Origin of the sequence: Clostridium sp. CM74B_53, from assembly GCF_036318045.1 — a bacterium.
Classification (GTDB): domain Bacteria; phylum Bacillota; class Clostridia; order Lachnospirales; family Lachnospiraceae; genus Pilosibacter.
Window position 1 is genome coordinate 1 of sequence record NZ_JAWQDE010000007.1, and the last position, 22,543, is coordinate 22,543.

Genomic DNA, 22,543 nt, shown 5'->3' on the forward strand with positions numbered 1-22,543 from the left:
TCGCCATAGATTACTTGTATTATAGCATAGATTCCGCTTTTCTTCTTAAAAATCACTAGATTATAAGCAACTTTTAAAAGAGCGGTGGAATTTACTTTTTCACTGGAATTTACTTTTTCAAGTCAGCCGCAGGATCATACTGCGGTATTTCACATTCCTGCACACGGGCGGGAATTTTCCGGCCGGAAAATTCCGCATGATACCGTCGCATTGGTTCCCGACATGCCGGTCCGGAATGCAGGGCATCGGCAGAAACATGTTGCAGCACACGGGCATGGGACGCTCGTGTACTGCAACGGTTTCGCGTTCCCTCTTAGTCTGCCCGGGTTGTCTCCCGCGCGCTGCTCTCCGCTCCCGCCGCGGTGGTCCCCGACATGCCGGTCACATCGTCCGTCAGGTTATTGATGCCGTCTCCCACATCATCTACCATGTCCCTCAGGACTCCTCCGCTCTCGCCGGCCGTCTGGGACGGGGCGTTCGTACTCTGGTTCGTTCCATCGGTCCGGCTCTCCATGGTCGTTCCCGCTCCGGCGCTTCCCGTATCCGGAGCCGTGGTCATATTATTTCCGTTCTTTCTTCCGCATGCTGTCATGACGGTCACGGTCATCACAAGAAGCACACATACTCTGATCCATCTGATTTTTCCCATAAAAAACAATCTCCTTTCTACGGCTATTATGTGCCATAGAAAGGAGAAGTATTTTGGAAAAAAATGGATATCAACCGATCACGTCGGACATATCATAAAGTCCTGCCGGTTTTCCTGCGAGGAATTTCGCAGCCTCCACAGCGCCCTTTGCGAAGATCTCGCGGGAGTAAGCGGTGTGTGTGAAGGTGATGACTTCATCGCGGCCTGCGAACATGATATCATGCTCGCCGACGATGGTGCCGCCGCGCATAGCCTGGATCCCGATCTCCTTCGGATCTCTTGCGACACGCTCGGAGGAACGGTCATATTTATAGTGGTAGGTATTGTCAAGACTCTCATTGATAGCGTCTGCAAGAGCGATGGCTGTTCCGCTCGGCGCGTCGATCTTACGGTTGTGGTGCTTCTCCAGGATCTCGATATCAAATCCTGCTGCCGCAAGGACCGGGGCAACCTCTTTTAATGTCTTCATGAGAAGATTGATCCCGATGGACATATTTGCAGAGCGAAGGACTGCGTCCACTTTGCTCGCCTCTTTTACATGGTTTAACTGATCCTCAGAAAGTCCTGTGGTACATAAAACGACCGGAACCTTCTTCTCCTCACAGTAATCCAGGAGTCCGTCAACCGCTTTCGCTGTGGAGAAGTCGATGATGACATCGGCCTCCGGGCACTCAGCGAGAGATTTGAATACCGGATATCCTGCGTAAGTTTCTGTGTTCATATCCACGCCTGCGACGATCTCGATCGCGTCATCCTTTGAGATAATATCCGTGATCACATGTCCCATCACACCGTGGCATCCATTCATAATTGCTCTGATCATTGTTTTCTCCTCATCTGAAACCGACCGGCAGTGCGCCGCCATGCTGCAGCTCCGCCGCGGCTTTTTTCCTATCGTTTCCTACAGGATACCGAAATCCTGCATTGCCTTCTTTAATACTTCCTGGTGCTGCGGCTCCATCACTGTAAGCGGAAGTCTCGGCTCGCCGACATTCTTACCCATTAAGTTTAACGCTGCCTTTACCGGGATCGGGTTTACCTCAGAGAACAGAGCTTCGATCAGCGGAAGAGCCTTTAACTGGATTCGTCTGCTGGCTTCCACATTGCCTTTGAAGAATTCTGCACACATATCGTGGGTCTGCTTCGGAGCAACGTTGGAGAGAACGGAGATCACGCCCTTTGCGCCGAGTGCCAGCATCGGAACAACCTGGTCATCATTTCCGGAATATACATCCACATATCCGCCGGAGAGCTGGAGGATCTTCGCAACTGCGGAGAAGTTTCCGCTCGCTTCCTTGACTCCGACGATATTCTCGACATTCTTGCAGAGATCAACGATGGTCTCCGGAGCGATGTTGACGCCGGTACGGCTCGGTACGTTATAGAGGATCGCCGGGATCTTGATGGAGTTTGCGATCTTTGTGAAATGTGCCTTTAAGCCATTCTGTGTCGCTTTATTGTAGTACGGGGAGACTAACAGGACACCGTCCGCACCAGCTTCCTCAGCCTCAACGGAAAGTTCAACCGCTGTCTGCGTACAATTGGATCCTGTTCCGGCAACGACCGGAATCCTTCCGTTTACGACTTCGCATACGAAACGGATCACCTGGATGTGCTCCTCCTCGGATGTTGTCGCGGACTCGCCTGTGGTTCCCATCGCTACGATACAATCAGTTCCACCTGCGATCTGTTCCTCGATCAGGCTTTCCAGTACCTCATAATTTACTGATCCATTTTCCTTAAATGGCGTTACAAGTGCTACGCCGGCTCCTTCAAAAATAGCCATACTGCGTCCTCCTCTTTATTATGTAAAATATCATGTCAAAAGAAAAGGAGCTGAGATCAAATAAGATGTCAGCTCCCGAATCTTCCAGATTAAGCAGCCCTCCATCTTTTTCTAAAGATGACAGTCATACGATTCTTCACCGCATGCCCAGAAACGGGAACCCTAGGGACTTATTTTCCTGTCTCTTCGGCGCCCTCCCCTTTTCTCCGGCAGCCATTTCCCTCTATCTGCCGGTCTACTCATGTCAGGCGCGACCTCTACTTATCATTTATGGTATCATCATTCCTGATGATTGTCAATGTCTATGTTTTCTGCCTGTGAAATCCGTGAATTCTTTCCTGTGGAAACTACAGAAATTTCATCCACATACTTCTCGATTCCCTCCGGACACACACGCCCGGTCATGACCAGATCGGTCTCCTCATCTCTTGCCTCAAGGAAACTCTGGAATTCTTCGGCTGAGATGATCCCCTGGTCCACGATCCCAAGGATCTCATCCAGGATCAGAACGTCACACTCCCCCGTTGTCATTACCTTTTTCGCGAAATTGAAGCCGTTTCGCAGATTCATCAGTTCCTCGTGCTTCTGCTCCTCCGGAAGGTCCTCAAACCGTTCCTTTGAATGTTCGAAGCAGAAAAATTTCAGATCCGGCTCCAGACGTTTTAAAACGTCCGCCGCTTCCTCTCCGATCATTCCTTTCAGGAACTGTACCATAATGACCCTTTTTCCGCGGAAAACTCCCATCATTGCGTATCCAAGCGCCGATGCGGACTTTCCGTTACCCGCTCCGCAGATCACACGGACTCTGCCACTTGCCATGATCATTCCCTCTCTTTGTGTATACCATTCGCTGAAGCTTTTCAGGGCTTCTGCTATGCTATATTATCACACCTTACTTCCGTTTGCAAGAGATTTGCCTGTATGCCGGCGGGATCCGGACGGCAGTATGCTGCAGTACACGGACACTCCATACCCGTGCACTGCAGCAGGATCTTCTACACTTCTGCGTGTTCCGCGCATTCCAGTTTGCTCACGGATACCTCGTACGCCACGCGTTTCTCGCACTCTGTCTCACTGACTTTTTTTGTGTACTCCCTGCTCTGGACACGCCCCCAGATCAGGATCCTTGTTCCGACGCCGAATCCGGATGCATATCTCGCGTTCCTGCCCCAGGCGATGCACGGGATATAGTCAGATTTTCCGTACGGCCGGTTCACTGCCACGAGAAGATCTGCGATCTCTCTTCCGAGCGGGGTCTTCCGGTAGACCGGCTCCTTGCATATGTACCCGTCCAGGAAGATCTGGTTCGTCTTCGTATAATCCGTGAACTCCTCCATGAAACGGACTTCTCTGACAAACACAGACAGGACCAGACGGTTTTTCGTCCCCTCATGGCGGTTGTAGGAGCGGAACTGTCCGGAAGCTTCCATTGTACAGCCCCGGTAATCTTTCGTCACATCGATCAGACGTTCTGATATCATAAGCGGGATCGTGTCCGCCTGCTCACTCAAACGATTTACGAGAAGATCCACCAGATAGAATCCTTCCCCGAACACTGCATGACTGAATGTGAATCCTGAAACGATCGTTCCGATTACGGTTACTTTATTGTTCTCCATTCCTTTTTCTGTCATAGTATTTTCTCCTTTTTGATTGTTTTTTCCGCTATACAGCTTTTACCGTATATTTGTATGTAATCAGAACGTATTTCAGAACCGTTTTGTGTCCGTTTTTTCCCTGTTTTTGTCGACAATACTCCTTTTGTTTTTCCAGTTTCTGACAGGAACCCCCATTTTTACCATATGCAGGCAGAATTATTACTTTTCGCGGATAAGAATTTTCCGAGCTGAAAATCCCGGACAATGCAGTTACGACAGCAGATTTTCCCTGGAACTCTTCACGGGACCTCTTCATTTTTGCCTGTACTTGTTATTTTTTTCTGTTCATGTTAATATTTTATAAAGATCGTCGTAACTGTTCAGTACCCTCACCGTTACGGGCAAAAATCCATTCCGGATCGGCTCCGCCGATGGGATTTCTGCCTTCCACTCTATGAATATATGAAAGGACAACAGCCCTGGGATCCCTGGGCTGTTGTGAAAAGGAAAAGACTTTTATGATCCACCTGCTTCTCTTCGGACGACAGGTCTATTTGAAATATTCTGCGGACGAAATGTCCGTATATGCCGCACAGGCATCATTTTTCATCATAATGGCAGCATTCCCGTTTTTCATGGTCCTCCTGGCCCTGATCCAGGTCGCTCCTATGATCCACGAAGCGGACCTTCTCCGCTTTCTGCTCCCGGCGATCCCGGACCGCTTTCGCGGACTCTTGATCTACCTTCTGGACAGTCTGCGCTCCGACTCCCCGGCAGCCCTGATCTCCGTGACTGCGCTAGCCGCCATCTGGTCCGCATCAAAGGGGATGCTCGGGATCGAAAAGGGCTTAAACCGGGTATTTGGAGTCACGTCCCCGCGGAATTATATTCTCCGCAGGGCACTCTGCAGCGTTTACACGCTCTGTTTTTCCCTGATGTGCGTGGCAAGTCTCGCGCTCCTCGTCTTCGGAAACTTCCTTCAGGGAATGCTCTTAAAATGGATCCCTGCCCTGGTGTACCTCTCGGGAACGATCTCCCTGTGCCGCGGTCTTGTCATGTTTTTCATGCTGACGATCTTTTTTATTGCGCTTTACACTGCGCTTCCGCACCGCAGGCTTTCAATCCCCGGACAGATCCCCGGTGCAATGTTCTCCGCCGCAGGCTGGGCACTCACTTCCCTGGCATTCTCTGTCTACTTCCGGTATTTCGGCTCATACGCTGTCACCTACGGAAGTCTGACCGCCGTGATCCTTTTTATGCTGTGGCTCTATGCCTCCATCTGCATTCTGTTTGTGGGGGCGGAGATCAACTGGTTTCTGCTGTTTTACAGGGAAAGGATCCAAATTTCACAGAAGAAAACTGCCTCGGATCCTACTACAAAGATTTGAGTTTCAGACCGGTCGGTCTGCGGAGCAATTCTTAAAATCCGTAGATCCTCTTTGCATTCTCGTAAAAGACTTTCTCCCACTCTTTCTCCGGGATCAGCCATTTTACGACCTCGATGTAATCTCCGTAATTGGCTAACGGCCAGTCGGTTCCAAACATGAACTTCTCATACTGGCTGCAATAGGAGATCCAGGTCTTCAGCGTGTCAAAATATCCTCTCTGCTGTTCTAAAAGCTTTGGAAAATCGATCTTTCCCTCCAGAAGTCCGGAGAGATCCGTCATCACATTCTCATTTTTCTCCACGACAGCCGCCGCATCCATGAGCCACGGATTTCCGAAATGGCACATCACGAACGTCACATCCGGATGGCGGACTGCTGCCTCATCCAGGGTCAGCGGGTGGCTGTACTTTAAGTAAGCGCGGGAACCGGCCGTCTGCCCCATGTGGATCGCAACCGGCTTATTATATGCCTTTGCAAGCTCATAGACCGGCTCATACACTTCATCCGTCACATACGCTTTATTGTAGCCGGGATACAGCTTGATCCCGACGCAGTCCTCCCGCTTTAAGTTTGCCTCCACCTGGTCCAGACTCTTCTTTTTATCCTGACTCACCAGAAAATCCCGGTCGAGTCCGACACAGTATTTCAGAAAATCCGGGTAGGAATGTGCCGCCGGATCAACGCCGCGGTTTCCCATAACGACACCGCCGACGATCCCGTATTTCTGATAGACTGCCCTTAAATCTTCTTCTGTATTTTTATGTTCCGCCCGCACCGCGATCTCCTGAAAATAGGGATTCTCCGGCACAAAGTGAAGATGTACATCAATAATTTTCATATTCTCACTCCTTATGTCTTTCCCTGTACTGTTTTGCCGCACTTGCTGCTTTCCGGTCTTCATATACAGCAAAAACCTCTGTTTCCAGAGGTTTTGCCGGTTGCTTTTCACGGTCAGGAATCTTCCTGACCGAAAATTCTGCATGACACAGTTGTGATCCCGGGATCAGAAATATTTCTTGCTGCCCCAGAGATTACATCTTTTCAGATCCAGATATTCGTGGTAGGCTTTCTCCAGGATCTGCTTCTCATTTGAGAATTTCAGAAGGTGGTACGCCTCATAATATTTATAATATCCGGAGTCTACGAAGTACTCTTCGCGCTGTGGTTTACTGTAATAACTGTCCGCCATCATCAGATACCAATGGACTTCCTTGTCGACGGTATCCTGCGGCGTGTTAAATGAATACTGGCTCTTTCCGATGTACTTGATGATCTGGGCCTGAACCCCGGTCTCCTCTTTCACCTCTCTGAGAGCCGTTTCTTTAAACTCTTCTCCTGCTTCCACAGTTCCTTTCGGCAAAACCCATCCTTCATACTTATTTCTGTAGTTCTTATAGAGGACCAGGATCTTGCCCCGAAATATAACCACACCGCCACAGCTCGTTGCTTCTATCATCGCAATTTCCTCCTGACAGGCATTCAAGGGACTCCGCTAAAAGCAGATTCCGCAGGTGTGTTTTTAACTGTGTTTAGTATACTTCTTTTTATCCGTGTTTGCAACCACGTTTTCTCTGACCCTGACACCAGGAGGCATGTGCCAAGGTACATTCGGGCGTCTCGCGCGGTCGCCTGCGACAACCTTCCTCTTCGCGCGAGTACTCATCTTAGGGAGGCAGTGCCCTTTTTTAACAGGAAGTTCCATCGGTATTTCCTGTTAAAAAGAAAACTCCGGCAGGAATATCGACATTCCGCCGGAGTTTTCACATCCGTGACCATTTTCAGGTCGCCTGTTGTTTTCTTTTATGAACGATATCCGTTCGGGTTTTTGGACTGCCAGTTCCATGCATCACGGCACATATCATCGAGTGTTCTCTTTGCTTCCCAGCCGAGCTCCACTTTCGCCTTTGTCGCATCGGAATAGCAGGTCGCGATATCTCCCGCGCGGCGCGGCTTGATCACATACGGGATCTCTTTTCCGACCGCCTTTGAGAATGCGTGGATCACATCGAGAACACTGTATCCGTGACCGGTTCCGAGATTATAGATATATACCGCCGGCTTGTCCTCAAATTTCTTTAACGCCTTTACATGACCTTCCGCAAGATCCATCACATGGATATAATCGCGGACGCCCGTTCCGTCCGGAGTATCGTAGTCGTTTCCGAATACACCGACCTCTTTTAACTTTCCGATCGCAACCTGAGTGATGTACGGTGTCAGGTTGTTCGGGATTCCCTCCGGATCCTCGCCGATCAGGCCGCTCTCATGAGCTCCAACCGGGTTGAAGTAGCGGAGCAGGATCACATTCCACTCCGGATCTGCCTTCTGCATATCGGTAAGAATCTGCTCCAGCATGCTCTTCGTCTGTCCATACGGGTTTGTGCACTGTCCCTTCGGGCACTCCTCGGTGATCGGGACGAACGCCGGGTCTCCGTATACGGTAGCGGAGGAGCTGAAGATGATCTTCTTCACGCCATGCTTTCTCATCACGTCGAGAAGAATCAGCGTACCGGTGATATTGTTGTGGTAATATTCCCACGGTTTTGCCACGGACTCGCCGACTGCCTTTAATCCAGCGAAATGGATCACTGCGTCGATCTTCTCCGCGTCAAAGATCTTTTCCATCGCATCACGGTCCAGCATATCCGCCTTGTAGAATGTGATATCCTTTCCTGTGAGCTGTTTTACTCTTTTCAATGACTCTTCCGACGCATTGTAGAGATTATCAAAAACTACGACCTCATGTCCCTGCTCTAAAAGTGCCAGACATGTATGGCTTCCGATATATCCTGCGCCGCCGGTTACTAAAATTCTCATGATGAACCCTCCCCGAATATTGCCGTTCTGAGATACGGTTATTTTACTTTTTCGTTATCATTTTAACACCGCTGCAGATAAAAGGGAATATCATTTTTCTTTTATCTTATACAGATTTCTTTCCTTTACTGCAGCCACGCGTCAAACAATTTAGCCGCGATCGGAGCCGCAGTGTGTCCGCCGGAACCGCCTTCCTCGACGATCACGCAGACTGCGATCTTCGGATCATCCGCCGGAGCAAAGCCTACAAACCAGGCGTGGGTCTCTTTTGCCTTGTCAACTTCCGCAGATCCTGTCTTTCCTGCCACCTGGTAGGAATCCCGCTTCAAGGCGGATCCTGTTCCGACGTTGACAACCTGTACCATCAGATTCTTTAAGGCGTCCGTCTCGTTCGGCACCATCAGTTCTCCCGCCACTGACGGGGAAAACTTCCGGATCACATCGCCGCCGGAATTCTCCACATGATCCATCAGATACGGTTTCATCAGAATCCCGCCGTTCGCGATCGCTGCAGTGATCAGGAGGTTATGCATCGGGGACATCAGTGTCTGTCCCTGTCCGATACTTGTCTGCAGGACTTCCCATGTCTCTGCGTCCGGCTGCATCTTGAAGGTGCTCCTGCTGTACGGAATGTCGAGCGGCAGACTCCGGTTAAACAGCAGCTGCTCCGCAAGATTCCGGTAGCTTGTCAGATCAAGCTCTGTGCCGAGGTTCGCGAACGCTCCGTTGCAGGAGTTTGCAAACGCCTGCGTAAAGTCCTGGGACCCATGAGCCGTCTTGTGGTAGCACTGGATCTTATTATTCTCAAATGAAAAGATCCCGCTGCAGTCAAAGTGATAGTCATTGTATGCGCCCGGGTGCTCTCTCATATACTCCAGGGCCGTGACGATCTTGAAGGTGGAGCCCGGCGGGTAAAGTCCCTGGGTCGCACGGTTCAACATTTTTGCCTCCGTGCTGTCCCCGTTTACAAGGTCCTGCCAGTTTGCCGCCACCGTGTTCGGATCGAACGACGGTTTTGACACCATGCAGAGGATCTTTCCGGTATCCGGCTCGATGGCAATGACCGCTCCCCGGTTCTTTCCGAGTGCGTCCGAGGCGATCTGCTGCAGATTCACATTTAAGGTTGTCACCACATTGTCACCGACGCTCTTTCTCCCCATGATTTCATCCGCCGTCTGCTCGATCAGGTTTGTATGGGACCGCAGGAGGTCAAAGTTTGCCAGCGACTCGATTCCGGTCTTTCCCACCGTCGAATACCCCACCACATGGGCAAACAGACTGCCGTATGGGTACTCACGGGTCTCTGTCCCGTCAGAACCGGTCGCTGTCACGGTCCTCGCAAGCACGGTCCCGTCATCGGCAAGGATCTTTCCGCGGGTGACCCGGTCCTCGAAGATCGTCGCTCTGGCATTGTAAGGATTGTCGATCACCGTATCGCTCTTCACAACGAGAAAGTATCCCAGATAGATCCCCATCGTCAGAAATAAAAATACTGCTGCATACACAAACCAGAGGATATTCCGGTTTGCTTTCGGATTCGGTTTACTCTTCTTCACTTGAATGTTCCTCCTCCTCTTCTTCTCCGCGTTTTAAGACGTAGAGTCCCTGAATGACCTGGAATATGATAAATGTGGAGACGATGGAACTTCCGCCGTAGCTCACAAGCGGCAACGTCACACCCGTCGACGGGATAAACTTTGTCACACCGCCGATCGTCAGGAACACCTGTGTGATATAGACGCTTCCAAGCCCGAATGCAATCAGTTTGTAGAACATCGCCTGCATCTTCATCGCGATCATCATGAACTGCATATAGCAGCCAAGGCACAAAAATAGAACACAGAGCGCATAGAGCGCTCCCATCTCCTCGGAGATCGCTGCAAAGACAAAATCCTTGTCCACCACCGGGATCTTCTCCGGCATTCCGCGGTATAATCCCATTCCGAACCAGCCGCCTGTTCCGATCGCGAACAGCGCCTGGGCAACCTGGTAGCCCTTGTTCGCGATATCAGACCACGGATCCGCCCAGGCCTCCACACGTCTTCTCACATGCGGGAAAAGGTAGTAAGCCGCGACCGCTGCAACGGATCCGCCTGCGATGCCTGCACCGAACCACAGATAACTGGATGTCGCGACAAAGAGCATCGTCATATAGGCCACGAAAAAGATCAGCGCACTTCCCAGGTCCTTCGAGAGCACCAGGACCAGAACATGGACCGCCGCAACAACGGTCGTCTTAATGATCGTGTCCCGGTCTGTCGACTGGTAGAACATGGCAGCCACAAAGAATACAAAGCTGATCTTTACAAACTCGGATGGCTGCACCGTAAATCCCCCGAACGTCAGGGAGAGCTGGGCTCCGTAGGAAGTATTTCCGATCACGCACACCACGGCGAGAAGCACAAGCCCCAGGATCCCGTAGACCCACGGAAACGTGACAAGCTGCCACACCCGGTCGATGATGAACGGGATGATCCATGTCACGACTGCTGCCGCCGCAACGATCGCAAACTGACGCATCGCCCGGTCGGGATTCAGTCTTGTCAAGATAATAAATCCCGTTGCCAGGAGCGTGCACATATTGTTGACGAGAAGCCTGGAGCTGTTCCGGTAAAACAGGCGGGTCAGATAGATATACAGCAGGAAAAACAGCACCTGCGCCCCATAAAAGGCCAGCATCGTCACAGATCCCGTATTCAGCCAGATCAGGACATTCGCCAGAAAGTGAAGCATAAACAGGCACACGAGCTGACGCCCGCAGACGCGGTCTTTTCCCTCCTCATCCCGCACGGAAAAGAAACGGAAATTATAGTAAGTATCCAGGGCAATGAGGAGGATCATCAGGTATCTCGATATTTGTATGATCAGATTCGTCAAAACTTATCACCTACTCTACTCCGCGCTTAAAATGTCCGCGCGTAAACTGATTTTTCAAAACAGACGGTTCTGCTGCCTTTTCTCCCAGAGCGTACTCCTCGAAAAACGCGTCCAGGATCTCGCCCGCAGCCGCCGGTTCCTCTACCGTAAAGTTCAGGCGGAGCGCCTTCGGTCCGAGTCCTTCCACCGAAGCCGAAAGTCCAAGAAGAGAAAGCGGAGCCGAGTTGTAGATCGTGTTATAACAAAAACGGCACTGATTCACCACCGGGAAACGCATCTCTTTGCGGTCCTTCAGCCACATGATCTCCGGTTTTCCGGAACATCCGAGCGTCGTCTTCCTGATACACTGTGCGGAGATCATCATCGGCAGATAGCCGTATACGATCATCTCTCCGTGGATCCCGGAATCCCGGATCTCCCGCTCATTCAACTCCACAGGAACGGTCAGACGGTCCGCCCCGTACTGCTCCATCGCCTCCCCGGCCAGGTGGTTCCAGGAATACATTCCCTGGTCAAAAAAGAGCGGCAGCCCGATCCCAGCTTCCTTAAGGAATCCCGGTTCTTCCATTGATCCGATCCCGAGAGCGTCAAAACCGGCGTTCTTTAAAAGATCCATCTGCTTTCTAAAATACTGCTCCGCCTCTTTCCGGAAGATTCTCGGCATCATCAGATAACATCTCACTCCGGCCTCATGGCAGCGGTCCGCAAGTTTTTTCCACTCCTGGGCATCAAAGCTCTCCGACGCCAGATAGATCCCGTATTCTCCCGCGGATAATTTCCGGTACATCTTGAACTTCCCGAGAACTGTCTCGAACTGTGCCTTTGTCTGGACAAACGCAGTAAATTCCGGGATCTTTTCCGACGGTTTCCTTACAGGAAGCGTCTCCTCTTCCTTTGTCGGAGGAACTGAGCTGTTTCTCCGATATCCGGAAAGGATCTCTTCCTTAAGTTTTTCCAGGACATCCCGACGCATCTTATTTAACGCCTGTACCGGCATGAACACATTTCCCTCGCACTCCACGGAGAGATCTGTGAAGGTGAACATGGAATCTCCCGTCTTTGAGAGCTGTTTCCGGATGCGCTCCGCGTCCATCGGGGCATTCTTTGCCTCCTCAGCAGGCTGGGATTCCTCCCAGGCCGTATTTCCGGCCTCATCTGACACAGAAAAATATCCCGCGTTTCCAACCGCGATATACGCATTTCCCGTCACCGGGATCTTCTTCTCCGTATTTACATAGGTGCGGTCCAGATAGTCGAAAAGCTCCTGGTTCACGTCGCGGTATTCCGGTTTTTCTTTCAGGACTACCATATCCCGGCCATTGTGGGCTCTGTAATAGCCCTGTGACTGCCCGCCGCGGTCAAAAAGGGCGAGCAGGGCGTCACGGTCCGCCTGGTCTACATGGTACCCGGCGCGGCCCTCTTTTAAATAGAGGTCCACATATTTCCGGTAAATGCTCACGACACCGGCCGTATAGCGCGGGCTCTTCATCCGTCCCTCGATCTTTAAGGAACAGACTCCTGCTTCCAGGATATCCGGGATCAGATCCAGGGTGCAGAGGTCCTTTAAGCTTAAAAGATACTTCTCGTTCTTTTTGTTGACATATTTTCCATTCTGCTCCGCGTCAAAAGGCAGACGGCAGGTCTGGGCACAACGCCCTCTGTTTCCGCTGCGCCCGCCGATCAGACTTGAAAACAGGCACTGGCCGGAATAGCAGTAGCAGAGCGCCCCGTGGACGAACGTCTCCACCTCAAGCCCTGTATCATCATAGATCTCGCGGATCTCCTTCAGTGAAAGCTCTCTCGCCGGGACCACGCGGACAGCGCCTAACGACTTTAAGTCCCTCGCGCTGTACTTTCCCGTCACAGTCATCTGGGTACTGATATGCACCGGCAGATCCGGAAAGTGTTTCCGGATATAGGTGAGTGCGCCCATGTCCTGGACCAGGACAGCGTCCAGCCCCGCCTCGTAATATGGTTTCAGATAGGAATACAGATCCCACATTTCTTTTTCTTTGACGAGAGTATTGACTGTCATATAGATCCTGCATCCGTGAAGGTGCATAAAATCGATCGCCTTTACCATCGTCTCCTCATCCAGGTTGTTCGCATAAGCACGCGCGCCAAACCGGCTTCCGCCGATGTAGACTGCGTCCGCTCCCGCGTTCACCGCTGCCACCATACTCTCGTAGGATCCGGCCGGTGCGAGGATCTCAACCATTCTATTTTTCATGTCCTCTCCTTCTACATATCCGGATCCGCCTGCCGCCAACATCCAGCGGCTGCAGATCCGCACATATTTACAGTCACATTCCGGGGACAACCCGTATTTTCCCCGGCTAGTCCTCTTTCTGGGCAGCCTCCTGCTTCATCTGAAGGCTGATCAGCTCATGTTTCAGGCTGTAGATCTCTTTCTCCATCTCATCCTTCTGGGCGCGCAGCATCATCGCTTCCTGAAGCGTCTTAAAATAATCATCCGCAAGATTTAAGTAGATCATGACTTCCTGGTAATCTTTGTTCTGTCTTGTAAAACCCGGCTGCGCCTTTAATACGGCAACTTTTTCATTGATATAGGCAGCCACTTTCTGCAGATATTCCGGGTCTTCCGCTCCGCCCAGTGTATAGACGTTTCCATTGATCAGTACTTCTGTATAATTCTTCTCTTCCATTCCAATATTCCTCACTTTTTCTCCCCGCATGACCGTTCTTCTGCCTTCCGGTCAGCGAAAAGATCTATCTTAACTGGTAACTGTTTCATATTCTCACAGCTGTCATATTTTTTCATTCTTTTGCCGTCTCAAGTCCGAAATGTCTGTAGGCGAGATCCGTCGCCATTCTTCCTCTCGGAGTGCGCATGATGAGCCCGTTCATCAGAAGATACGGCTCATATACGTCTTCTAACGTCCCGGAATCCTCCCCGATCGATGCTGCTAACGTCTCCAGTCCCACCGGACCGCCGGAGAATTTCTGGATCAGCGTGAGGAGCAAGGTCCTGTCATTATTGTCGAGACCGAGTTTATCGACATCCAGGATATCAAGGGCAAAGTCCGCCACGTCTCTTGTGATCGCGCCGTCATATTTTACCTGGGCAAAGTCGCGCACTCTCTTTAAGAGGCGGTTTGCCAGTCTCGGAGTTCCTCTGGATCTTCTGGCGATCTCAAACGCGCCCTCCTCATCGATCTCAACGCCGAGAACCTTCGCGGAGCGCTTTACGATCACACAGAGTTCCTCCGGCGTATAAAATTCCAGCCGCTGGATCACGCCGAAACGGTCACGGAGCGGGGCTGTCAAAAGTCCTGCCCTCGTCGTTGCGCCCACCAGCGTAAATTTCGGAAGATCCAGCCGGATCGAGCGGGCCGAGGAATCTTTTCCCAGCATGATATCGATGGCAAAATCCTCCATCGCGGGATATAATACTTCCTCCACCTGGCGGTTCAGTCTGTGGATCTCATCCACGAACAGGACATCGCCTTCCTGGAGATTATTTAAGATCGCAGCCATCTCCCCCGGTTTCTCGATCGCGGGACCGGAGGTCACTTTCAGATTCACGCCCATCTCGTTCGCGATGATCCCGCAGAGCGTCGTCTTTCCGAGTCCCGGAGGACCGTAGAAAAGCACATGATCGAGCGCCTCCCCGCGGCTCTTCGCCGCATCGATGAAGATCTTCAATGTGGATTTGATCTTCTCCTGACCGATATAATCTTTTAAATATTGCGGGCGCAGAGTCCCATCTATTTTCTTATCTTCTTCCGTCTCTTCGGTCGTAATGATTTTCCGGCTCATAATATTTCCTATCCTGTCTTAGTTTCTGCTCCTCTGATACCGAATTGCCTCATACGCTGCGGTATCATAAAAACGCAAGATGTTTCAGCGCACCCTTTAACACATCCTCGGAAGTCATCGTTTCCGTGATCGTCACTTTCTTCACGGCCGTCTGTGCCTCGGATGCGGAATATCCGAGCGCCGTGAGTGCCTCCACTGCCTCTTTTCCAGCTTCCGCCATTCCGGAGAATTCCATTTTTCCTGTCTCTTCCGGTTCCACCCCGGCAAACAGGACGTCCTCCGCTTTTACCTTGTCCTTGAGGTCAAGAATGATCCTCTGGGCCGTCTTTGCTCCGACACCGGGTGCCTTTGAGATCGCCTTCGCATCGCCGGAGAGCACCGCCATCCGCAGGACATCCGGCTTCAGGGCGGATAAGATCCCGAGCGCACTCTTCGGTCCCACTCCGTTCACTCCGATCAGCTGGCGGAACATCTCAAGATCCTGTTTCGAGAGAAATCCATAGAGGCTCATTCCGTCCTCGCGCACAGAAAAATAGGTATAGATCTTTACTTCTTCCCCAAGTCCCGGCAGTTCCCCGAGAACCGACGACGGAATAAAGATCCGGTAGCCGATATTCCCCGCCTCGACAACGACGGAATCTTCTCTCTTTTCCTCCAGAGGACCACGTATATATGAAATCACTGGATGAACCTCCTTAATCATAATGCATGTCGTAATCATACCATAGCCGCCATTTAAGTGCAAGCAAAACCGCCGGTGGAATCGAACATATTTTCGATTTTATTTTATCGATGCTTCATTGACTTTCCAAAAGCCCACAGGTATAATCAGAAAACGCAGACACCGAACATAAACACTACAGGAAAAACGTATGATCACAATAGAAAAAACATTTCCCGGCACCATCGCCTACCCGTTAGAGCGCCTCGGCGACCCGGAAAAACTCGTCTTTTTTGACATCGAGACCACGGGATTCTCCGCTGGCTACAACACGGTGTATCTCATCGGCTGTATCTGGCCGGAAGGAGATCAGCTCCGCTTTATCCAGTGGTTTGCCGACACAAAAACTGCCGAGACCGATGTCCTCAATGCATTTTTTGAATTTTTAAAGAATTTCCGCACCCTCGTCCATTTCAACGGGGACATGTTCGATATCCCCTTTGTCACAAAGCGCGCCGGCACATTAAAGCTCACTCCCACGTTTGACTGCGTGGAAAGCATCGATATCTTCCGCCGGATCAAACCATTCAAAAAACTCCTCGGTCTGCCTGACATGAAGCAGAAGACCATCGAGCGGTTTTTAAAGATCAGCCGCGAGGATCTCTATAACGGCGGCGAGCTGATCGAAGTCTATCTGGACTATCTGAAGACCCGGGATGAGGAAGAGAAGCGCCTTCTTCTCCTCCACAACGAGGATGACTTAAAAGGAATGCCGTCACTTCTCCCAGTCCTCTTCTATCCGGACTTTTTCGCTCAGGATTTCACATTGAGCTCTGTGAGGGAAGCTTCCGGTGAGACGGACCGGCTTCTCCTCTCCCTGGCCGGAGATCCGGAAACGATCCTTCCGGCCCCGGTGAGTGCCTCTGTCCCCGCCTACGCTTTTCGGGCAGACAAAGACCGGATGGAGCTTTCCATCCGGGTCTACAAAGGCACATTGAAATATTACTATCCGAACTATAAAGACTACTACTATCTGATCTACGAGGACACTGCGATCCATAAGAGCGTCGGCGAGTTTGTTGACAAGGACGCCCGGATCAAGGCAACGAAGGAGACCTGCTATACGAAAAAAGACAGCGTCTTTCTCCCTCAGCCCGCGGATATCTGGGAACCGGAATTTAAAACTTCCTGCAAAGATAAAACAGGATTTTTTGAAGTCCGGGAAGACTGTTTTTCCGATGCCGAAAAACTGAATCACTACATCCATGAGATCTTTTCATTTCTGAAATGACCGCACATGAACACAGATCCCGCCCACGATCGTCATTTTCCGGGAACCGGCATGACAATGATGACAGCAGCCGACTGTGAGATCCTTCTCTCTTCCCGCTGCTGTCGTTTTGCCTGCACATCTGTTCCTCTAATAATCCCCGTCTCTCAGAAGTTTTCTGATATATGCGAACGTTTTTCTCTCGCCCTTTTCCTTTAACATCAGAAGGATCTTATCGAGACATGCCTTCGTCTCCGGATGCATGACGATAAATTCCTTGTTTCTGGAGAAATAGGTATACGGCGCCGCGTCCGTGTAATTCTTTCCCTGATAGATCTTAGATGCGGCGATCCGGTCCATGACCATCTCTGCCAGATAATTCACCGGCATCTTCACTCCGACGATCTTCCAGTTGTTTTCCGCTGTAGACACGTCAGTCCAGTACTCAAAATGATGCTTGTTTCTTCCTTTATGATGAAGCCATGCGGAGGAATATCCTTTCTCTTCCTTCTCCGCAGCATTCGGGCTTCTCGTTCCCTGATAATACTTTACTCCTGTCCGAAATTCCTCCCAGGAATATTTTGACAGGTCATGGAGCAGTCCCTGTTTAAACAGCCCCACCTTAAAACATCCTTCCATGACAACCAGCTTGTGGTGCGTGATCGTCAGAAAATGATGCCATGCATTGCAAAGCAGCCGTTTTTCCTCATCATTTAACTTAACAGAACTCATATCTTTATTTCCTTATCTTCCGGACCGTTCCATCTTCCGGTGTGCGATCCGGCAAAGATCCATATTTTTGCAGAGGTCTGCCCACGGCGGATCCTCAGTTACTCTCTTGTCGCCTTTTTTAACATCTCACCCAGTTCATCCACAGAGAATTTATAATGTTTGTTGCAGAACTGGCAGTTGACCTCGATTTCTTTTCCCTCATCGATCATATCCTGGATCTCTTTTCTTCCGATGCTGATGATCGCCTTCTCCACTCTGGAGCGCTCACAGTCGCAGTGGAACTGCACCGGCATCTTCTTTAAGATCTCAAGTCCGAACTCCCCGAGAATATCTGTCAGGATCTCCTCCGGAGTCTTTCCTGCATCGAGAAGGGATGTGATGGAGGAAATTCCGGAAAGCTTTGCCTCAAGGCGGTCGATGATCTCATCGGATGCGCCCGGAAGAAGCTGGATGATAAAGCCGCCGGCCTGACGGACGGTATTGTCTTTGTTCATCAGGACTCCGAGAGCGACGGAGGACGGAACCTGCTCGGATGTTGCAAAATAGTAAGTCAGATCTTCCGCGATCTCACCCGTGATGAGCTGTGTCTGTCCCACATACGGCTCTTTTAAACCGATATCCTTGATCACACTCAGGACGCCGAGTCCCAGGGAACCGCCGACATCAAGCTTTCCCTGCGCATTCGGCGGCAGCATGACATCCGGATTGAACGCGTATCCCTTTACATCGCCCTTTCCGTCAGCAGTCACTAAAAGTCCTCCGATCGGGCCGTCTCCCTCGATCCGGAGTGTCAGGAGTTCTCCTTCCCCCTTTAAGTCGGATCCCATCATGGCAGCCGCCGTCATGAGACGTCCCAGGGCAGCCGTCGCGATCGGGCTTGTATTGTGGGCATTCTTCGCGGTTTCCACCATCTCTTTTGTCGTTGCGGCAAAGGCGCGGATCTGTCCGTCCGCAGCCGTCGCACGGATCATATAATCATTCATGCTCTATTTCCTTTCTTTTCCATGTTCTCTCGCGATCACATAAACACGCTCGCTGTCTTTTCGCGGCGGATTTTTCGTAAACGCGTCATAAACGGCAACAAATTCCATGCCTGCCTCACTGATCGCGCGTTTCACTTCCTCCAGGGAATACGCCCGCTGGTAGTGCGTCTCGTGATATTTCCGGAAAAGGTCTCCCTCTTCCCGGACGAAGATCGACAGGTCGTAGATATTGATCTTTTCCTCTTCTTCGTACTGGTTGTCCCAGATAAAGCTGGAGTCGTCCCGGTCCTCGGCGATCGTACTGTCACCCATGATCTCCCGGTATTTGTACTCGGTATTCAGATCAAAGATAAAGACTCCGCCCGGATCGAGATAGTTGTTGACCAGGCGGAACACCTCCGTCAGATCCTCCGGCTCCAGAATATAATTCATACAGTCACAGATGGAGACAACCGCCGCCACCGTGCCGTAAAGCTCAAATTCCCTCATATCCTGGCAGAGATAGAGGATATCGCTTCCGGATTTTTCCTTCTTTTCCAGGGCAAGTTCCAGCATTTCTTCGGAATTATCGACTCCGATCATATCGTAGCCGGACTTTGCCAGAAGCTCCGTGAGACTTCCAGTCCCGCAGCCGAGATCCAGGAGCAGTCCTTCTGAAACTCCCTGCTCTTTTAAAAGTCCTGTGAGATACTCACACCACTCTTCATATGGGATATTGTCCATGAACGTATCATAGACAGCGGCAAATCCTGTATATGCCTGCATTGTTTTTTCTCCTTATCAATCCGCGGTCACAACTGTATCACACAGAATTTTCCGTTCAGAAAATTCCTGCCCGTGTACAGTAATGAAAAAGCCACTACCCGCAATAGGTAATGGCTTACGTTTCATCTTATGCGTTGCGGCCGCAGCACTTTTTGTACTTCTTTCCGCTTCCGCACGGACACGGATCGTTCGGGTAGATCTTGTGGCCCTGGCGGCGTACGGTTCCGGAAGCTTTCTGCTTCTTGTAGAGCTCGGTTCTTGTCTCAGCGGAGAGGATCTCTGTCCACTGCGGAAGCTCATAGAGCCAGGAAGCCTTTGCCTCTACCATATTGTAGTAAAGCTTCTCCGGATCGATCTCGATCTTAACAACAGTATCCTCTGTCATTGTGTCGATCGGGTTCTCATATCCCTTTAAGCTCTCGTTGATTCCATCGAGGAAACCGGTCATAATGAGAACTTCTGTGCCATACTTCTCAGCAAGCTCTTTTACAGTTCCCTCAACAACCTCTGTCGGGTTGGAGAGGATCTTCTCATAGATGCCTTTCTCGATCGTAAAATAGTTTGTCCAGAGTTCTTCTTTCTTTTTATCATCGAGACCGTCGCCGTAAGCGAGGTTTCTCCATGTTTCAAGTAATGTTGCCATATCAGTTCCATCCTTTTCGTATACTGTTTCTATTCTTTTCCGCACCGCCGAGCTCCAAAAGGGCAGACTGGTACAGGAAACGTCTAGAGCGTATTATAACATAGGATATTTTTTCTGTAAACAGGAAAATTGGCAAAAGGTTATTCCAAATAGTCTAATGCAAACTGCGCATAGATCCCTGTGCCGTGGAACAGAACATCCTCGTCCACATCGAACGCCGGATGATGATGCGGTGCTGTGACGCCTTTTTCCTCATTTCTGCAGCCGAGATAGCCGAACACGCCCGGGACATGTTCCGTGTAGACGCTGAAATCCTCGGCCCCTGTCATCTTCTTTAACGGAACAAGTGCTTCCTCGCCCATCTCCTCTGCAGCCGCGCGTCTCGCTGTCTTCACGAGTTCCTCATTGTCATTGATCAGCGGGCTCGGTCCGAAATAGTAGTCAAACTCCGCCGTACAGCCATATCCTTCGACCGTCGGCTCCACGACCTTTTTGATCAGCTCCGGCATTCCGTTCCGGAATTCCCGGTTGAAGGCTCTCACGGTTCCGACAAGCTCCGCCTCATCCGCGATGATGTTCTCCTTTGTTCCCCCGTGGAACATTCCGACGGAGACGACGAGTGCATTGAACGGATCGTTGATCCGGCTCGGGATCGTCTGGAGGACCTGGATCGCAGCGGCAGCCGCCAGGATCGCGTCCTTGCCGAGATTCGGGGCACTTCCGTGTGCTTTCTGACCATGGATCTTGATCGTAAAGCGGTCGCTGCACGCCATCCGCTCGCCGGATTCAAAGTTTACGGTTCCGGTCGGCATCGTCGCCCAGATATGCATTCCGAAGATCGCATCCACGCCTTCCAACGCCCCGCGTTTTACATATTCCTCCGATTTTCTTCCGATCTCCTCCGCCATCTGGAAGATCAGCTTCACGGTCCCGTGAATTTTATCACGGTTTGCACTTAAGATCTTCGCAGCTCCGAGCAGCATCGCCGTGTGGCAGTCATGACCGCAGGCATGCATCACGCCCGGATTTTTGCTGCAGTATGATTTCCCCGGATTTTCCTGGATCGGGAGCGCATCGATGTCCGCGCGCAGCATCACGGTCTTTCCCGGCATCGTCCCCTCGATCGTTCCGACGCAGCCGGTGATCCCGTCGAATTCCTGTACCGGGATCCCCATCTTTGTAAGCTCCGCTTTGATGAACTTTGTCGTCTCAACTTCCTGCGTGCTGAGTTCCGGATGTTCATGGAGATGGCGGCGGCACGCGATCACATATGCTTCCTGTTCTTTTGCAAGTTCCTGTACTCTCATCGCTCTTCTCCTCCCTTTTTCTCCAGATAATCTGCGGCAAACTGCGCGTAGAACGCAGCTCCCTTTTTCAGGATCTTCTCGTTGACTCTGAATTTTCCGTTGTGGAGCGGATAGATGTCCTTGTCGTTCTCATCATAGCAGCCTAAAAATGCGAACATGGAAGACGGGATATGATCCATCACATAGGAGAAGTCCTCACTTCCGCTTGCCTTCTTCGCCTCAGCCCATGCACCCGGTCCGTAGAGCTTTTCCGCAGCCTCCCTGGCGATCTTCGTAAGCTCCGGATCCCCGTTTACAACCGACGGCTCCAGATAGGAATATTCGAGCTCCGCCGTGCATCCTTCCGCAGCTGCGATATCCGTCACGATCCTTCTCATGGTCTCCTCGACCATCGCCCGTGTCTCCTTCGCGTAACAGCGGACAGTTCCTTCCATGACAGCGGTGTCCGTGATGATGTTGAACTGGGTTCCCGCGGAGACCTTTCCGACCGAAACGACCAGCGAATTCAACGGATCATTCACACGGCTCACAATGTGCTGGAGTCCGAGCAGGATCGAGCTCGCCGCGACGATCGCGTCCTTTCCGAGATGCGGCATGGAGCCGTGAGTCGAAACGCCATGGACCGTGATCTTAAAGTTGTCACAGCTTGCCATCAGCTCTCCATCTTTGATAAGGACCTGTCCGGCAGGGCCTGTCGGCCACACATGCATTCCCATCGCCGCGTCGATCCCTTCCAGATATCCGTGATCCACATAGTAATGGCTTCCGATAAACGCCTCTTCCGCCGCCTGAAACAGGAGTTTTACAGTTCCCTTTAATTCCTTTTCCTGCTCCTTTAAGAGTCTCGCCGCCCCTAAAAGTATCGACGCGTGGCAGTCATGGCCACAGGCATGCATCACGCCCGGAGTCCTGCTCGCGAAATCGACTCCGCTCTCCTCCATGATCGGGAGTGCATCGATGTCCGCGCGGAGCAGGATCGTTGGTCCGTCTCCTTTTTCTCCTTTTATGGTCGCGATGCAGCCCGTATAATCCGGGAATGTCTGCACCGGGATCCCCATTTTTTCAAGTTCTGAGACGAGATATGCCGTTGTCTCTTTCTCCTCGAAAGAAAGCTCGGCATGTTCATGGAGGAAGTGGCGGTCTTTTATGATCGCACTCTCTGTTTCCTCTGCTCTTTTTGCAAAATTCATAAGTGCTCCTTTCTTAACAAGTAAAAAGAGCACTGCACGGCATAACTGCCATCTCATGCGGTGCTCTTTTTTACTATAGTTCTTTTATCTGCTCAAA

The 22,543-nt window shown here is 51.1% G+C and carries 22 protein-coding genes and 1 riboswitch; of the genes, 2 read left to right on the top strand and 20 right to left on the bottom strand.

Translation table 11 applies throughout. The annotated features are described in order from the left end of the window. Positions 1-313: 313 nt before the first annotated feature. The 5 genes from V2546_RS07645 to V2546_RS07665 all read right to left on the bottom strand — a co-directional run bounded on the left by V2546_RS07645 (position 314) and on the right by V2546_RS07665 (position 4,069). The gene (locus V2546_RS07645) at positions 314-649 is read right to left on the bottom strand and encodes a hypothetical protein (RefSeq protein ID WP_118320958.1); all 336 of its coding nucleotides are present in this window, start codon (positions 647-649) and stop codon (positions 314-316) included. 70 nt (positions 650-719) lie between these two features. Then, entirely contained in the window at positions 720-1,472 is a 753-nt protein-coding gene (gene dapB / locus V2546_RS07650) for a 4-hydroxy-tetrahydrodipicolinate reductase (protein WP_118296741.1), read from the bottom strand. A gap of 78 nt (positions 1,473-1,550) precedes the next feature. Beyond that, the gene (gene dapA, locus V2546_RS07655) at positions 1,551-2,435 is read right to left on the bottom strand and encodes a 4-hydroxy-tetrahydrodipicolinate synthase (RefSeq protein ID WP_118320957.1); all 885 of its coding nucleotides are present in this window, start codon (positions 2,433-2,435) and stop codon (positions 1,551-1,553) included. A gap of 86 nt (positions 2,436-2,521) precedes the next feature. Beyond that, a riboswitch (Lysine riboswitch) is annotated at positions 2,522-2,703 on the bottom strand. A gap of 11 nt (positions 2,704-2,714) precedes the next feature. Next, positions 2,715-3,254: a cob(I)yrinic acid a,c-diamide adenosyltransferase gene (locus V2546_RS07660; RefSeq protein ID WP_329751993.1), complete on the bottom strand. Its 540-nt coding sequence runs from the start codon at positions 3,252-3,254 to the stop codon at positions 2,715-2,717. 176 nt (positions 3,255-3,430) lie between these two features. Further along, the gene (locus V2546_RS07665; protein ID WP_118296745.1) at positions 3,431-4,069 is read right to left on the bottom strand and encodes a single-stranded DNA-binding protein; all 639 of its coding nucleotides are present in this window, start codon (positions 4,067-4,069) and stop codon (positions 3,431-3,433) included. Positions 4,070-4,551: 482 nt separating this feature from the next. On the opposite strand from V2546_RS07665, the gene V2546_RS07670 reads away from it, so the two are divergent. Then, positions 4,552-5,421 (top strand): YihY/virulence factor BrkB family protein, encoded by an 870-nt coding sequence (locus tag V2546_RS07670; RefSeq protein ID WP_118531657.1) that lies wholly within the window; start codon positions 4,552-4,554, stop codon positions 5,419-5,421. Between the two features lie 31 nt (positions 5,422-5,452). Here V2546_RS07670 and V2546_RS07675 read toward each other — a convergent pair whose 3' ends face one another. The 9 genes from V2546_RS07675 to ruvA form a co-directional block, all read right to left on the bottom strand. Beyond that, a complete protein-coding gene (locus V2546_RS07675) occupies positions 5,453-6,259 on the bottom strand; it encodes an amidohydrolase family protein (RefSeq protein WP_329751994.1) in 807 nt (268 codons plus the stop codon). A 165-nt stretch (positions 6,260-6,424) separates the two neighbouring features. Then, positions 6,425-6,877: an NUDIX hydrolase gene (locus V2546_RS07680; RefSeq protein WP_118296753.1), complete on the bottom strand. Its 453-nt coding sequence runs from the start codon at positions 6,875-6,877 to the stop codon at positions 6,425-6,427. 344 nt (positions 6,878-7,221) lie between these two features. Then, a complete protein-coding gene (gene galE / locus V2546_RS07685) occupies positions 7,222-8,238 on the bottom strand; it encodes a UDP-glucose 4-epimerase GalE (RefSeq protein ID WP_118296755.1) in 1,017 nt (338 codons plus the stop codon). A 125-nt stretch (positions 8,239-8,363) separates the two neighbouring features. Next, positions 8,364-9,794, bottom strand: a complete 1,431-nt coding sequence (locus tag V2546_RS07690) for a penicillin-binding transpeptidase domain-containing protein (RefSeq protein WP_329751995.1) — start codon at positions 9,792-9,794, stop codon at positions 8,364-8,366. Then, complete coding sequence (locus tag V2546_RS07695) at positions 9,781-11,115, bottom strand: FtsW/RodA/SpoVE family cell cycle protein (protein ID WP_329751996.1); 1,335 nt, start codon at positions 11,113-11,115, stop codon at positions 9,781-9,783. Before V2546_RS07695 ends, V2546_RS07690 begins: the two co-directional genes overlap by 14 nt. 10 nt (positions 11,116-11,125) lie before the next feature. Continuing rightward, complete coding sequence (locus V2546_RS07700; protein WP_329751997.1) at positions 11,126-13,345, bottom strand: U32 family peptidase; 2,220 nt, start codon at positions 13,343-13,345, stop codon at positions 11,126-11,128. A 106-nt stretch (positions 13,346-13,451) separates the two neighbouring features. Next, positions 13,452-13,781, bottom strand: a complete 330-nt coding sequence (locus V2546_RS07705; RefSeq protein WP_118296761.1) for a cell division protein ZapA — start codon at positions 13,779-13,781, stop codon at positions 13,452-13,454. Positions 13,782-13,893: 112 nt separating this feature from the next. Continuing rightward, positions 13,894-14,895, bottom strand: a complete 1,002-nt coding sequence (gene ruvB, locus V2546_RS07710; RefSeq protein ID WP_118531667.1) for a Holliday junction branch migration DNA helicase RuvB — start codon at positions 14,893-14,895, stop codon at positions 13,894-13,896. A 64-nt stretch (positions 14,896-14,959) separates the two neighbouring features. Beyond that, positions 14,960-15,577: a Holliday junction branch migration protein RuvA gene (gene ruvA, locus V2546_RS07715; RefSeq protein WP_118531669.1), complete on the bottom strand. Its 618-nt coding sequence runs from the start codon at positions 15,575-15,577 to the stop codon at positions 14,960-14,962. A 190-nt stretch (positions 15,578-15,767) separates the two neighbouring features. Here ruvA and V2546_RS07720 point away from each other — a divergent pair, with 190 nt between their 5' ends. Further along, positions 15,768-16,847: a ribonuclease H-like domain-containing protein gene (locus V2546_RS07720; protein ID WP_118531671.1), complete on the top strand. Its 1,080-nt coding sequence runs from the start codon at positions 15,768-15,770 to the stop codon at positions 16,845-16,847. Positions 16,848-16,976: 129 nt separating this feature from the next. Here V2546_RS07720 and V2546_RS07725 read toward each other — a convergent pair whose 3' ends face one another. The 6 genes from V2546_RS07725 to V2546_RS07750 form a co-directional block, all read right to left on the bottom strand. Continuing rightward, positions 16,977-17,558, bottom strand: a complete 582-nt coding sequence (locus tag V2546_RS07725) for a DUF5662 family protein (protein WP_118296769.1) — start codon at positions 17,556-17,558, stop codon at positions 16,977-16,979. Between the two features lie 98 nt (positions 17,559-17,656). Then, positions 17,657-18,541, bottom strand: coding sequence for an Hsp33 family molecular chaperone HslO (hslO, locus tag V2546_RS07730; RefSeq protein WP_118296771.1), 885 nt, complete (start codon positions 18,539-18,541; stop codon positions 17,657-17,659). A 3-nt stretch (positions 18,542-18,544) separates the two neighbouring features. Further along, on the bottom strand, positions 18,545-19,306 hold the full coding sequence (locus V2546_RS07735; protein ID WP_215702807.1) for a class I SAM-dependent DNA methyltransferase: 762 nt from the start codon (positions 19,304-19,306) through the stop codon (positions 18,545-18,547). A 127-nt stretch (positions 19,307-19,433) separates the two neighbouring features. Next, positions 19,434-19,949, bottom strand: a complete 516-nt coding sequence (locus V2546_RS07740; protein ID WP_021904246.1) for an SEC-C metal-binding domain-containing protein — start codon at positions 19,947-19,949, stop codon at positions 19,434-19,436. Between the two features lie 140 nt (positions 19,950-20,089). Beyond that, positions 20,090-21,256, bottom strand: coding sequence for an amidohydrolase (locus tag V2546_RS07745; RefSeq protein ID WP_118531675.1), 1,167 nt, complete (start codon positions 21,254-21,256; stop codon positions 20,090-20,092). Beyond that, positions 21,253-22,446, bottom strand: a complete 1,194-nt coding sequence (locus V2546_RS07750) for an amidohydrolase (protein ID WP_329751998.1) — start codon at positions 22,444-22,446, stop codon at positions 21,253-21,255. Before V2546_RS07750 ends, V2546_RS07745 begins: the two co-directional genes overlap by 4 nt. Between the last annotated feature and the right edge of the window lie 97 nt (positions 22,447-22,543).

What these genes read in the sequence shown, in the direction of transcription:
- V2546_RS07645 (WP_118320958.1), bottom strand. Translation starts at nt 649, where the DNA reads ATGGGAAAAATCAGATGGATCAGAGTATGTGTGCTTCTTGTGATGACC.
- dapB (WP_118296741.1), bottom strand. Translation starts at nt 1,472, where the DNA reads ATGATCAGAGCAATTATGAATGGATGCCACGGTGTGATGGGACATGTG.
- dapA (WP_118320957.1), bottom strand. Translation starts at nt 2,435, where the DNA reads ATGGCTATTTTTGAAGGAGCCGGCGTAGCACTTGTAACGCCATTTAAG.
- V2546_RS07660 (WP_329751993.1), bottom strand. Translation starts at nt 3,254, where the DNA reads ATGGCAAGTGGCAGAGTCCGTGTGATCTGCGGAGCGGGTAACGGAAAG.
- V2546_RS07665 (WP_118296745.1), bottom strand. Translation starts at nt 4,069, where the DNA reads ATGACAGAAAAAGGAATGGAGAACAATAAAGTAACCGTAATCGGAACG.
- V2546_RS07670 (WP_118531657.1), top strand. Translation starts at nt 4,552, where the DNA reads ATGATCCACCTGCTTCTCTTCGGACGACAGGTCTATTTGAAATATTCT.
- V2546_RS07675 (WP_329751994.1), bottom strand. Translation starts at nt 6,259, where the DNA reads ATGAAAATTATTGATGTACATCTTCACTTTGTGCCGGAGAATCCCTAT.
- V2546_RS07680 (WP_118296753.1), bottom strand. Translation starts at nt 6,877, where the DNA reads ATGATAGAAGCAACGAGCTGTGGCGGTGTGGTTATATTTCGGGGCAAG.
- galE (WP_118296755.1), bottom strand. Translation starts at nt 8,238, where the DNA reads ATGAGAATTTTAGTAACCGGCGGCGCAGGATATATCGGAAGCCATACA.
- V2546_RS07700 (WP_329751997.1), bottom strand. Translation starts at nt 13,345, where the DNA reads ATGAAAAATAGAATGGTTGAGATCCTCGCACCGGCCGGATCCTACGAG.
- V2546_RS07705 (WP_118296761.1), bottom strand. Translation starts at nt 13,781, where the DNA reads ATGGAAGAGAAGAATTATACAGAAGTACTGATCAATGGAAACGTCTAT.
- ruvB (WP_118531667.1), bottom strand. Translation starts at nt 14,895, where the DNA reads ATGAGCCGGAAAATCATTACGACCGAAGAGACGGAAGAAGATAAGAAA.
- V2546_RS07720 (WP_118531671.1), top strand. Translation starts at nt 15,768, where the DNA reads ATGATCACAATAGAAAAAACATTTCCCGGCACCATCGCCTACCCGTTA.
- V2546_RS07725 (WP_118296769.1), bottom strand. Translation starts at nt 17,558, where the DNA reads ATGAGTTCTGTTAAGTTAAATGATGAGGAAAAACGGCTGCTTTGCAAT.
- hslO (WP_118296771.1), bottom strand. Translation starts at nt 18,541, where the DNA reads ATGAATGATTATATGATCCGTGCGACGGCTGCGGACGGACAGATCCGC.
- V2546_RS07735 (WP_215702807.1), bottom strand. Translation starts at nt 19,306, where the DNA reads ATGCAGGCATATACAGGATTTGCCGCTGTCTATGATACGTTCATGGAC.
- V2546_RS07740 (WP_021904246.1), bottom strand. Translation starts at nt 19,949, where the DNA reads ATGGCAACATTACTTGAAACATGGAGAAACCTCGCTTACGGCGACGGT.
- V2546_RS07745 (WP_118531675.1), bottom strand. Translation starts at nt 21,256, where the DNA reads ATGAGAGTACAGGAACTTGCAAAAGAACAGGAAGCATATGTGATCGCG.
- V2546_RS07750 (WP_329751998.1), bottom strand. Translation starts at nt 22,446, where the DNA reads ATGAATTTTGCAAAAAGAGCAGAGGAAACAGAGAGTGCGATCATAAAA.